This is a genomic window from Kangiella sediminilitoris, assembly GCF_001708405.1.
In the GTDB taxonomy this organism is placed as follows: Bacteria; Pseudomonadota; Gammaproteobacteria; order Enterobacterales; family Kangiellaceae; genus Kangiella; species Kangiella sediminilitoris.
The window spans coordinates 1779401-1790941 of sequence record NZ_CP012418.1 but is presented as its reverse complement, the minus strand read 5'-3'; the positions used below and the strand labels follow the sequence as shown (position 1 = coordinate 1790941).

The following is an 11541-nucleotide window of genomic DNA, read 5'->3' as shown; positions in this document are numbered from 1 at the left end:
ATTTGCTGTATAACTAAAAAGCTCACATTAAAATTGTTGAAAGATAGTTGTAATAAAGTATCAGCGCTTATAAGTTGTTATAGAGAAATTATTAAAGTGAAAGATTGGATGTAGATGGAAATTAATCACCCCTTCAAAAAGTGGACAGAGTGGAACTGGAAAGTTGTAGCTACTATATTTGTTCTAGGTACCGTGGCTGCTTTAATTTTTGAGTCTGATATTGTGATAAATGATATATCTTTTGTAGTAACGGTAACAATATATAATTTTTTGTCTCTTGCTCTGGTAAGCGGTCTTGTTTACTTTGTATTGTCTATACCATTTGCTTTATTCATATACGCCAGACAGCGGAATAAGTTAAAAAGAAACTAAGGATATGGTTATGAGTTCTAAATTGTTATTACTCCCTATGCTGACCCATGTCATTTGGGTGGCGTTGCTATACGTTTTGTTAACGGTAGTTCGTGCGCCTGCGGTGTGGGGTTTTATTAAATCTAAGAAAGATTCGTGGGCTGAAGTTGAGCCTCGAATAAGCGCTAACCTTTCAAATCAGTTTGAGTGGCCGCTCTTTTTCTATGTCATTTGCGTACTAATTATTTCCATGGGGAATATCATTGAACCGATTCAGTTTTGGTTGGCATGGGTATTTGTAGGCGGTCGACTTTTACATAGTTTTATCCAGATTTTAACGAACAATATTCGATTAAGGGGTTTAGTTTTTACCATTAACTTTTTAGCGGTTATTGCGATGTGGTTGCTGTTTGTTTTTTAGTGTTCTTTGGGAAATTTCCAGTTAAACTTGCTACGTTTCCACATCATGGCAGATAAACCAAAGTATAAAGACATGTATAAGGCGAAGTGCCATTCAATAATATTCTCGGCCTGATCAGCCCAGCTCACACCAGTAGCTTTGATAACAACATTGGCAATTCCTAAAAACCAATAAAGAATAATCAGGAAAAATTGAGCCCTTAAATAGCCTCTGGACTTTATATCTAAATGTCCGACGTTCGTTTGTAGAATTCGTACACTGAGCATTTGAGACAGGAGTGTTAGCGCGAAATAGAAGGTCGTGCCGTAGCGTCGCAAAAATTGATAGGCTTCTCCTTCGGTGCCTAGAAAGTCGACGTAGAGCACTAAAAAGACTGCGCCAATGGAGCCTAAGTAAAAAATAGTACGGTGAGTTTTCTGAGTAATTTGCCGCAACCAGACACTTTGCAAATACCAGAATAAGGCCAACAGTGCTGCGATGGGCATCATCAGCCCGCGAAACAGAAATATAGCATTCCCTTCGCGTGCTGCCCGACTGATTGAGGTGCAGCCTTCAATGTATGGAATACATTCTTTCGCCACACCTTCCCATAAGCCAAGTAAAAACGCCCCATGTGCCGCGACGATGGGGATTATGCAAACGCTCCAGGCTATGTGGTGTGGACGCAAAGGGCCTCCTTACAGCTCTTCTTTAAAGTGTATCTTGACGCGGAGTATTCCATATAAGGAGCTCCGCGCCTTTTGTACTATAGTTTCTTCTTCAACCGCTTCTCCACCATCTTTTTTTCCCAGTTGATGTTGAGGATATTAATGACTTCGTGGGCTTGAAGGCCATGAACAAGTAGTACAAAACTCCATGCACCCCATGGGAAAAGCATTTCTGATATTCTTCCTGTGAGAATAAATATAACAGAAAAAATGATGTAAAAAATTACGTGTCCGTAGAAGTCTTTGAGGCCTTTGACGTATTGCATGGCATCCGCCTCCTCATCTGAAACTTTCTCTACAGGTTTTTCCGTTGCTTCAGTTTGGTCGTTTGTGTTCTGTGTATTCATTACAGGCTCCTTGGTTTGATGTTCCTGAGAGTCTTTTGTGATTAACTCAGGGTTTTGAAAGGTGGCGATATCCACTTCAAACACAGAGGCAAGGGCTTTCTGGCTTTCAAGACTGGCAGGCTTACCACGTTCAATTCGTTGAATGGTGCGGGCGCTAAGTCCGGTCATTTCAGCAAGTTGTTCCTGTGACCATCCATTTCGTAATCGTAGTTTTCTTACAATCATGTCTCTTCCTAAACCGTAGTTGTTGTGTTGCACACTGTGTTGTGGCTATCAAGTGAGCCTGTATTATCGAAATACGGAGTTGAGTATACCACGACAGGATAGAGACAGTAGTAGGATTGTCACCTGACATTTAGGTGACAGTTCATATAAATCAATGGGTTAGAAGTGGGTCGAGACTAAGCAGTAGAGGGTCAACGCGCCTAAAGTGAAACTCAATACGCCGTAAACATGTATATACTTTTTTACCGTTGGAATGACTTTTTGAGCAAATTTCTGATGCCAGCGCCAGGGTAAACCTATCAGCATAAGGGATGTAATAATAACCACCCAACCTAAAATACCAAAGAGGTCGCTATATAGCATTATGGGTGAAGCTGTAACCAGCGCTGCTCCAATTATAAGTCGAAGAGTTTGTTCTAGAAAATGATAGAAAGGTGTTTTGGCGAAGGCTTCTAGAAAATGAATCGCTTTGGTTTTTGCAATAATAGCCACAGGCTCGAAACACATCAGGCCGACAGCAAAGAGCACAACGATAATTTGCGAAATGGTTTCCATAATTAAATCTCCTTGATATTTTTATATTTATATCACGCCTTCATGTTTGAGCAACCACTCTTTAGCTTTTAGACCTCCAGCATAACCCGTCAGGGAGCCGTTGGAACCGATAACTCGGTGGCAAGGGACAATGATAGAGACAGGATTTTTACCATTAGCCGCACCGACGGCGCGACTGGCATTTTTATTGCCGATGGCTTCGGCTAACTGGCCATAGTTCCATGTTTGGCCGAAGGGAATTTCCATGAGTGTTTGCCAAACTGTTTTTTGAAAGTCAGTACCATGAGAGTCCAGAGGGAGGTTGAAGCTTTTCCTTTGCCCCGCAAAATATTCACTTAACTGTGTTTTGGTGTCGTCGAGGATAGAGTTGCTTGTAGCAACTCTATCTTTCTTATCCAGAGCCTGCCAGGGTTTGAACAATACAGCTCTTAGATGGTATTTGGTTGCATAAAGGTGCACCATTCCAAAAGGACTGGTCATTTGTTGATAATATATTGTCATAGTTCTACCGTCATAGTTCTACCAAGCCTTTTTATAAACTATTCCATAAATGGAGCGTGGCATAACTGCGCCAGGGACTCCATTTGCTAGTGTCTGTCATTTGATATTTTTCCAAGGCCTTAATAACGCCTAAATCTTTTTCAGGAAAGGCATCAGGATCCAGTCCGCTTCGCAGTTTGATATATTCATAACTCCAGGGACCAATACCTTTGATATCCAATATTTCTTGAAGATCAAACTCACGATTAGAATTTTCTTGTTCACAAAACCACTGGGCAAAATCTGTTAACGTTTGTTTTCGTCGCCCCGGCATTTTTAGAAAACTGAGGTCAGCTTTCGCAACCTGGCTGGGAGTGGGAAAATATTTCATACCATTGGATGTTTCAGAACCAAGCTGTTCAATGAGTTTGTGTGTATGCCCGTAGGCTGCTTTTACCGAAACTTGTTGTCCCAATATGGCTTTGATTCCAGCTTCAAAAGTATTCCAGCAGGCGGGTAGTCGTAACCCTTTGGTTAAGATTGACTTGAGCTGTTTATCTTTCGCCAGCTGTTTCTCAATAGTAGCGACGTCGCTATCTATATCCAGCACCTTTTTAATTTGTGCAATTGCAGGCATGAGATATGCGGTATTTTCTATATGGATATCGACCTTAAAGCAATTTTTTTGAGCAACGTGTACAGCTCGAAACCATCCTTGAGTTTCTTTTAAGCTAAAGGTGCGGCTATAGCAATCCGACGACACCTTTTCGATCAGAGGCAATTCACGCTGCTCCAAAAATTGCTGCATTTGCGTCCAGTTATAGGGTGGCTGGTAAGACAGTGTGAGTTGTATGGACTGTGTATTACTATCAGAAGGAGCTTTCCGTCTGAGTTCCGATGGGGTTAATTTCATGGTTTGTTTAAAACTATCGTTAAATCGTCTGACGCTGTTAAAACCAGAACTCAAAGCAATATCAGTAATTGGCATCTGCGTTTGATGTAGCAACTGCTTTGCTAGCATCAGCCGTTGGTGATTAGCAAAGCTCTGTGGCGACATGCCCAGATGCTGTTGAAAAAGCTTACGTAAATATCGACTGCTGATACCGAGTGATTCGCTAAACGATTCCAGGTTGTGATTGTTTAACGCGCCAGACTGAATACGCTGCATCGCCTTGTTAAGAACAGCTTGATTACCAAGCCAGGCACTGGATAAAGGGGCGGATTCAGGGCGGCAGCGTAGGCAGGGTCTGAATCCGGCTTCCTGTGCTTGAGCTGCACTTAAAAAGTACTCAACATTTTCTTCTTTCGGCGGGCTAGCAGGACAAATTGGGCGACAATAGATATTGGTCGTTTTTACCGCTATGAAAAACTTCCCATCATAACGAGCATCACGGGCTAGCCGGGCTTTCTGGAAACTTTTCATTTGATTGTGTCTGCAACGGTTCGAAGTCATGACAACTATACTAGCACTAAGTACGGGATAAACTAGCCATATTCGGAACTAAATGTGGCGTTGGGACGAAACAAAATAAGAGCCATAGTTGATAAACAGTTTAGACCAGTTGCTCTCGTAGGCAAAGTTACCTTTTATAAAGCAAAGGTTTCAGGTTAAAATAACAGAATTACGCCATAAATAAATCAGTTGAATAGGCATGAGTTTAAACTTTTTAGATTTTGAGCGCCCGATTGCGGAGTTAGAGGCGCAGATTGATGAGTTACGTTTAACCGGTGAAGACACGGAGATCAACATCAGCGAAGAAATCGAGCGTTTACAAAAGAAGTCTAAGGATCTGACGAATAAAATATTTTCAGATCTTTCAGCATGGCAGGTGGCTCAATTAGCGCGCCATCCTCAGCGTCCTTACACGCGTGATTATATAGAGCATGTGTTTGACGATTTTGAGGAGCTTGCTGGTGACAGAGCGTTTTCCGACGATGCTTCTATTGTTGGCGGTCTTGCTCGAATCGATGGTAAACCATGCATGGTGATTGGTCATCAGAAAGGGCGCGATACAAAAGCAAAAATTAAGCATAACTTTGGTATGTCGCGACCAGAAGGTTACCGTAAAGCAAAACGACTAATGGAAATGGCAGAGCGTTTTGAACTACCGGTTTTCACTTTCATTGATACTCCTGGTGCATTTCCTGGAGTTGGCGCAGAAGAACGTGGCCAGAGTGAAGCTATTGCCAGAAACCTAAAAGTCATGGCCACCCTGAAAACTCCGATTATTGCCACAGTAATTGGCGAAGGCGGTTCCGGTGGTGCCTTGGCTATTGGTGTGGGTGATAAAGTTAACATGCTTCAATACTCAACCTATTCCGTTATATCACCGGAAGGTTGTGCGTCCATTCTTTGGAAAAGTGCAGAAAAAGCCGAAGATGCAGCTGAAGCAATGGGTATCACGGCTGAGCGTATCAAAGAACTGGGCCTGATTGATAATATTGTCAGAGAGCCACTTGGTGGAGCCCACCGTGACTATTCGGAAATGGGTAAAAACTTAAAAGCTCAATTGATTAAAGATTTAGAAAGTCTGGAGCGTCTGGACACTGATAAGCTATTAGAGAAGCGTTATGACAAGCTAATGGCTGTTGGTGAAGTTACAGAAGGTTAACAGCTGCCATGACTAACCAAGAGCCAGTAGCTGAAGCTATCCATCAGTTTCTGGCTCATCTTCCTGCCGAAAAAGAATCTCGTTTTATTGTAGCCCTCAGCGGCGGCGCTGACTCCATCTCTCTTTTACATGCATTATCTCAACGTATTGAACGCCAACATATAACAGCCGTTTACATCGATCACCAGCTTCAGCCACAGTCTTCCGGATGGGGTAAATTTAACCGTGAGATATGCCAGAAGTGGGGTATTCCATTTGAAGTTGTAGAGGTGAGCGTAAACACTGATTCTGCCAGTCTAGAGAGTGAGGCTAGAAGAGCCCGATATAAGGCTTTAAAAAATTTTGTGGTAGATGATAGGACGTACTTACTAACAGCACACCACAAAAACGACCAGGTTGAGACTTTATTGCTTCAACTATTCAGAGGCGCTGGTCCTAAGGGGCTATCAGCTATGCCTGTGCAGGCCCGGTTTGGTCAGGGGTTCCATTACAGACCTATGCTGGCCGTATCGCGTAGTGATGTACTGAATTACTGTTCGGCTCATCAGTTGAATTATATTGAAGATCCCTCCAATAAAGATACGACTCATCGACGTAACTTTTTGCGATTGGAAGTACTACCACTTTTAAAGCAGGAATGGCCCCAACTAGAAGACACTCTTTGTAGGGTTAGTGAAATACAGGCCGATACTCAGGAAATGGTGGAAGAGGTCGCACAGCAAGACTTTGAGAACTGCCATACCGAGTTGAAGGGGATTAATCTAAAGCAGCTCAACCTATTATCTGAAACAAGACAAAACCATTTATTACGATTTTGGTTTTCCCAGCTTGGGCTGGATATGCCAAGTCAAAAAGTTTTGGGGCAGCTGAAACGACAAATGCTGCAATCAGCGGACGATAGCCAACCTGAGCTTCCTTATCAACGGGGAGTATTTCGCCGTCATGCCGGTTTTCTGGTATGGGGTAGAGAGGAACAGCTAGACGCTGATTTTTCACCCCTTCCCTGGGATGGAAAAGATGATTTATTGATTAATAATGGTGTTGTATTAACGTCGTCGTGGTTAAGAGAACGTCACCCAGAGCTGGTAGGAAAGTCTCTCAGGGTATCCATGAGAAAGGGTGGAGAAAGGTTCCGAAAGTTGAACGCTAAGCACACAACCAGTTTGAAGAATTATTTGCAGGAAAGTGGGGTACCAAGCTGGCAACGCTCCCAGCTCATTTTAATAAGCCATGCTGATGAGGTTAGGGCTATCTATAGTGGGCACTTAAAAGATTCTATCTAGTTCAGTCAAAGACCAATCATGATGAACGGACCAGCGTTTAACAATAGCCTCATCCATACTCCGGTTAAGGGGCCTGAATCCAATTTTTGTATTATCAAGGGCATCTTCGATGGCGATATTATGAGCATAAAAAATTGGATCGAGAAACGGCATTAACGTTGGTTCCTTCAGCACAAAATTCACCGGTTTCTTTGCTGCCAACACTTCAGTATCTTTAAAGTTAAATCCAAACTCATCTTCAGCCCCCGCATTCGCTAAAATTTTATGGTTAAACCATTCATGGGGATAACTGAGACTAATAAGATTTTTGATTCCGGTGGCTGTGACAATAATATCAGCCTCTTTAATAGCAGACTCAACCTGTGGTAATGATTCAGCAGATATCGGCTGATATCCTCGTTGATCAATCTGTCTGAGTCGTTGAGGCAGCATATCAGCAACACTGATATGGGGAGTTATTTTAGAGAAGTAATAGGCTATCCCTGTACCCACCTTACCAAAGCCGAAGATAAGTAGTTTCTTGTCCTTGAGAGAAGTTTGTGACAGCTCGGTTATTGCTCGGTAAACGCCTTCGCCTGTTCCTAGGCAGGTTTCCAGAGATTTCAGCCGAGTATTGTCGACTGACACAATAGGGACTTGAGCATCAGGATAGTTTTCATAGCGCATCGCACCCGTGCGGGTAAGCTCTACGATACCTTGTCGAGCATGACATTGCTCTATAAGTTCGGCTCCGCAATCTAGTAGAAAGTCGAAAGAGCCAGAAATCTCAGCCAGTGGTTGGTAGGTTATTCCCTCTGACTTTAAAACATCTATAGTGGCTGGGTCTTCTTGCATGAAACTGGGGTTTACTACGGTTACACTTGCTCCAGCTGCCCGTAAGCAAGCTATTTTTAATAGGGTGGTTTGGGTTAGTGGAACATTGTGTGCAACGGTCATTCCCTTAAAGGGCTGACGACTTTCATAGTCTGCAAGCATGTTATGCATGAAAGGTGCAGCTGCTGAGTTGTAATAATTAAAATAGTCGGAGAGCTGCTTCATTAAGGCTCTGATCCAAAAAATGTTAGGATATTATGTTGCTGGTTTATCGCATCATTATATCCCAGATCTATCAGGTGCTGGGTAAATTCTTCATCGAATAGCAAATAGCTTAAGATATCATTGCCATCTGTACCATCGACACCAATACGCTTGAAGAAGAAGCGCAAGCCCCTTGGTAGATTTTTAAAGTATTGGCCCGCTAACTCTGCTGGCTCAATGCTCGGTGAGATGATGAAGGCATCCACCGGTTTTAGTGGTAACTGCTCTTTAACAAGGTCTGACTCAGGTATATGTGCTATCAGTGAGTTAACCCGCATCAGTCGCTCAATATCACTCTCAAGGCTGTCTATGAATATGCTGTCAAACAAGTGACCGCCAATATCACCGATGGTTGGGATGGTAGAGCGATGCTCTGGTTCTCCCCGTAATGGCTCAACGGTAACCACAAACAGTTTATCTGCACCCAGATGTAAAGCAGGACTCAGAGGTGCTAAAAATCGTAACGAACCATCCCCAAAATGGGCATTACCAATTTTTTGAGAGGGGAAAACCATCGGAATAGCTGATGACGCCAGTAAATGATCAACGTTGAGCTTTGCGGTGCAGCCAAAACGGCGGAATCGCTTCCACTCGACCAATTGAGATAATCCTTCGAAAAAACTGACAGAGTTCCCTGTATTATAGTTATAGCAAGTTGTGCATACGGCTCTTAATAAACCCGCTTCAATATTTTTTCCAATATCTTCAAATCGTATAACATTGGTTAAAAGCTCGCGTAGAGGCGTGTTATCCAGTAGTGAATGAGGCCGTTTGGTTTCTTTTGAGGGCCAAAGGGCGTTCCACGACCAAAAAGCGGCATTTTTGAGGAGTGTTAATAATCCTGTTCTGTATACATGGCTTGGAGTAAAGCTTGCCCATATTTCTTCGAGTCGGGTGGTACCGTAATCAAACTGGTGATTATTACTGGCAACAGCCGCTGCGTTTATAGCGCCAGCCGAAGTACCGGTAATGATGCTGAATGGAGAGCGCTTAGGACGTTTTAAGATGTCATTGACGGCTTTTAGGACACCTGCCTGATAGGCTGCCCGGGCTCCGCCTCCGGAAAGAATGAGTGCTGCAGACTGTTCATTGATATCGTCATTTAATATTTTACTGTCAACAGCCATAATCGAATTACAGTGCCCAGCGCTGGCGAAGAGCTGCGTAGACTTTGTTGGGATATTTGGCTCTGCCTCGTGAGCCGTTATAACGACCTAAAGCATATGTTAGGTTGTTTTTTTCCATATCAATATACAGTTTCAGGATATTACAGCCGTACCTTATGTTCGTTTCCATATCGAATAAGGAGTCGTCTGGGTGACCAATCTCATCTTTCCAGAAAGGCATGACTTGCATTAATCCACGGGCGTTTGCTACCGAGAGGGCATAGCGGTCAAAGTTACTTTCAACTTCAATTACTGCTAGCACCAGCTGGGGATCCACACCAGCTTCATTTGCATATCGATGAACCAGCGTCAGGATCTGCAGGCGTTCCTTTTCAGGTATATGGGGCGCTCGTCTTTTTAGGCGACCGCCCATATCTTTCATCCAGACTTCGGCATCGTAACGATCGACAAAGTGATTTTTTTGCTCCATCAAAGTTTTTAGCTGCTTAGCAAAAGCTTGATCGGGGCGCTCCTGCGCAAAAACACAAGATCCCCAGAACAACAATATGATGCTAAACAGTAGGTTACGTAGCATAGTCCGTTCGTTATATTTTTAAGAGATTACCTTTTGAATATAGTCGACTACATTTTCAACTTCAAGATCTGCTTTTTCAGAGTTGTCACGGTTCTTATATTCAATAGTATTATTTTTAAGGCCACGGTCACTGACTACAAGGCGATGCGGAATCCCGACTAGCTCAGTATTGGCGAACATAACTCCCGGACTTTCTTTCTGATCGAGGAAAAGTGTTTCAATACCTAAGGACTCAAGACGTTGATAAAGTGCCTCTGCAACCTGCTGGACACTCTCTGATTTATGCATATTCATCGGGATGATAGCGACTTTAAATGGCGCAATGGCTTCTGGCCAGATAATGCCGTTATCATCGTGATTCTGTTCAATGGCGGCAGCGACAATACGTGTCACACCAATGCCATAACAACCCATCGACAATGCTTTAGCCTTACCATTCTGATCCAGCACGGTGCAATTCATTGCTTTTGAATATTTATTACCTAACTGGAAAATATGTCCAACTTCGATACCGCGCTTAATTTCCAAAACACCTTTGCCATCAGGACTCTTGTCACCAGCAACAATATTGCGAAGATCGAAAACATCGGTGTATTCTGCATCACGCTTCCAGTTAAACCCCGTCAGGTGATAGCCTTCCTCGTTAGCACCGCAGGCGAAATCGCTCATAACGGCTGCGTCACGATCAACAATCACAGGAATGGTTAATCCCTGTGGGCCACATGAACCCGGAGGACTACCTGCGGTAGACTTAACCACTTCATCGCTGACAAGTTCAAGAGGCTCGGCAACTAATTCGTGCTTACCTGCCTTCACCTCGTTTAACTCATGGTCGCCCCGTAAACATAGCGCTACTACAGGTTGTTCTTCATTAGCACCTTTTACAAACAAAGTTTTTAAAACCTTATCCGTTTCAATACCCATATGTGCTGCGGCTTCTTTTACCGTGCGGCAGTCAGGCGTCTCAACTTTACCCAGTTCCTGATTCGGAGCTGCTGCTTCACCCTCGGGAGCCAGACTCTCAGCCTTTTCTATGTTGGCCGCATAATCGCTCTCGGTACTGAAGGCAATAGCATCTTCACCAGATTCGGCCAAAACGTGGAATTCGTGTGAACCACTACCACCTATCGCACCTGTGTCCGCCAGTACTGGCCGATAGTCCAGACCAATGCGGTCAAAGATATTGCAGTAGGCCTGGTGCATTATCTGATAAGTTTGATCAAGAGACTCTTCATCAATATGGAAAGAGTAAGCATCTTTCATGATAAATTCGCGTGAACGCATGACCCCAAAGCGAGGGCGTACCTCATCACGGAACTTCGTCTGAATTTGATAGAAATTAGCAGGTAGCTGTTTGTAACTACTCAGCTCGTCTCTGATGACTGCTGTGATAATTTCTTCGTGGGTTGGACCTAAACAAAAATCACGGTTATGCCGGTCATGAAAACGAAGCAGTTCAGGACCAAATTCATCCCATCGGCCAGATTCCTCCCACAACTCTGAAGGCTGTACCGAAGGCATTAGCATCTCGACAGAGCCCGCTTTATTCATTTCTTCGCGAACAATTGCTTCTACTTTTCGCAGTACACGCAACCCAGTGGGTAACCAAGTGTATAGGCCCGAAGCAATTTTGCGAATCATGCCGGCTCTAAGCATCAACTTATGGCTTACGAGTTCAGCATCACTTGGATCTTCTTTTAGAGTCGAAAGTAGGTATTGGCTACTACGCATTGGTTTCCCTGATTGTTATTAAGACTTAAATAGTCGCCCATTGTACCAAGT

General features: G+C 43.5%; 12 protein-coding genes. 3 read left to right on the top strand and 9 right to left on the bottom strand.

Annotation, left to right across the window (positions count from 1 at the left end; translation table 11 throughout):
* The first annotated feature begins 382 nt into the window (after positions 1-382).
* Positions 383-772, top strand: a complete 390-nt coding sequence (locus KS2013_RS08280) for an MAPEG family protein (protein ID WP_068992373.1) — start codon at positions 383-385, stop codon at positions 770-772.
* Here the strand turns inward: KS2013_RS08280 and KS2013_RS08275 are convergent.
* From KS2013_RS08275 to KS2013_RS08255, 5 genes are all read right to left on the bottom strand, one after another.
* Positions 769-1440: a hypothetical protein gene (locus KS2013_RS08275; RefSeq protein WP_068992370.1), complete on the bottom strand. Its 672-nt coding sequence runs from the start codon at positions 1438-1440 to the stop codon at positions 769-771. The genes KS2013_RS08280 and KS2013_RS08275 overlap by 4 nt on opposite strands.
* 77 nt (positions 1441-1517) lie before the next feature.
* Positions 1518-2051 carry a helix-turn-helix domain-containing protein gene (locus KS2013_RS08270; protein ID WP_068992367.1) on the bottom strand — a complete coding sequence of 178 codons (534 nt, stop codon included), beginning with the start codon at positions 2049-2051 and terminating at the stop codon, positions 1518-1520.
* 159 nt (positions 2052-2210) lie between these two features.
* Entirely contained in the window at positions 2211-2606 is a 396-nt protein-coding gene (locus KS2013_RS08265; RefSeq protein ID WP_068992364.1) for a hypothetical protein, read from the bottom strand.
* A gap of 27 nt (positions 2607-2633) precedes the next feature.
* Positions 2634-3107 carry a methylated-DNA--[protein]-cysteine S-methyltransferase gene (locus tag KS2013_RS08260; protein WP_068992361.1) on the bottom strand — a complete coding sequence of 158 codons (474 nt, stop codon included), beginning with the start codon at positions 3105-3107 and terminating at the stop codon, positions 2634-2636.
* Positions 3108-3138: 31 nt separating this feature from the next.
* Entirely contained in the window at positions 3139-4509 is a 1371-nt protein-coding gene (locus KS2013_RS08255) for a DNA-3-methyladenine glycosylase 2 family protein (RefSeq protein ID WP_068992358.1), read from the bottom strand.
* A 229-nt stretch (positions 4510-4738) separates the two neighbouring features.
* Here KS2013_RS08255 and KS2013_RS08250 point away from each other — a divergent pair, with 229 nt between their 5' ends.
* Both KS2013_RS08250 and tilS read left to right on the top strand, forming a co-directional pair.
* Positions 4739-5698 carry an acetyl-CoA carboxylase carboxyltransferase subunit alpha gene (locus tag KS2013_RS08250; RefSeq protein ID WP_068992355.1) on the top strand — a complete coding sequence of 320 codons (960 nt, stop codon included), beginning with the start codon at positions 4739-4741 and terminating at the stop codon, positions 5696-5698.
* A gap of 8 nt (positions 5699-5706) precedes the next feature.
* Positions 5707-6981, top strand: a complete 1275-nt coding sequence (gene tilS, locus KS2013_RS08245) for a tRNA lysidine(34) synthetase TilS (protein ID WP_068992352.1) — start codon at positions 5707-5709, stop codon at positions 6979-6981.
* On the opposite strand, the gene KS2013_RS08240 is transcribed toward tilS, so the two are convergent.
* The 4 genes from KS2013_RS08240 to KS2013_RS08225 are packed head-to-tail and all read right to left on the bottom strand — an operon-like array spanning position 6964 to position 11490.
* Complete coding sequence (locus KS2013_RS08240; protein ID WP_068992349.1) at positions 6964-8019, bottom strand: Rossmann-fold NAD(P)-binding domain-containing protein; 1056 nt, start codon at positions 8017-8019, stop codon at positions 6964-6966. The genes tilS and KS2013_RS08240 overlap by 18 nt on opposite strands.
* Positions 8019-9185, bottom strand: coding sequence for a patatin-like phospholipase family protein (locus tag KS2013_RS08235; protein ID WP_068992347.1), 1167 nt, complete (start codon positions 9183-9185; stop codon positions 8019-8021). Before KS2013_RS08235 ends, KS2013_RS08240 begins: the two co-directional genes overlap by 1 nt.
* A 7-nt stretch (positions 9186-9192) precedes the next feature.
* Positions 9193-9759: a transglycosylase SLT domain-containing protein gene (locus KS2013_RS08230; protein ID WP_068992345.1), complete on the bottom strand. Its 567-nt coding sequence runs from the start codon at positions 9757-9759 to the stop codon at positions 9193-9195.
* 18 nt (positions 9760-9777) lie between these two features.
* The gene (locus KS2013_RS08225) at positions 9778-11490 is read right to left on the bottom strand and encodes a proline--tRNA ligase (protein ID WP_068992343.1); all 1713 of its coding nucleotides are present in this window, start codon (positions 11488-11490) and stop codon (positions 9778-9780) included.
* Positions 11491-11541: the final 51 nt, after the last annotated feature.

Coding starts and splice junctions, on each gene's coding strand:
- KS2013_RS08280 (WP_068992373.1), top strand. CDS start 383: ATGAGTTCTAAATTGTTATTACTCCCTATGCTGACCCATGTCATTTGG.
- KS2013_RS08270 (WP_068992367.1), bottom strand. CDS start 2,051: ATGATTGTAAGAAAACTACGATTACGAAATGGATGGTCACAGGAACAA.
- KS2013_RS08265 (WP_068992364.1), bottom strand. CDS start 2,606: ATGGAAACCATTTCGCAAATTATCGTTGTGCTCTTTGCTGTCGGCCTG.
- KS2013_RS08260 (WP_068992361.1), bottom strand. CDS start 3,107: ATGACAATATATTATCAACAAATGACCAGTCCTTTTGGAATGGTGCAC.
- KS2013_RS08255 (WP_068992358.1), bottom strand. CDS start 4,509: ATGAAAAGTTTCCAGAAAGCCCGGCTAGCCCGTGATGCTCGTTATGAT.
- KS2013_RS08250 (WP_068992355.1), top strand. CDS start 4,739: ATGAGTTTAAACTTTTTAGATTTTGAGCGCCCGATTGCGGAGTTAGAG.
- tilS (WP_068992352.1), top strand. CDS start 5,707: ATGACTAACCAAGAGCCAGTAGCTGAAGCTATCCATCAGTTTCTGGCT.
- KS2013_RS08240 (WP_068992349.1), bottom strand. CDS start 8,019: ATGAAGCAGCTCTCCGACTATTTTAATTATTACAACTCAGCAGCTGCA.
- KS2013_RS08235 (WP_068992347.1), bottom strand. CDS start 9,185: ATGGCTGTTGACAGTAAAATATTAAATGACGATATCAATGAACAGTCT.
- KS2013_RS08230 (WP_068992345.1), bottom strand. CDS start 9,759: ATGCTACGTAACCTACTGTTTAGCATCATATTGTTGTTCTGGGGATCT.
- KS2013_RS08225 (WP_068992343.1), bottom strand. CDS start 11,490: ATGCGTAGTAGCCAATACCTACTTTCGACTCTAAAAGAAGATCCAAGT.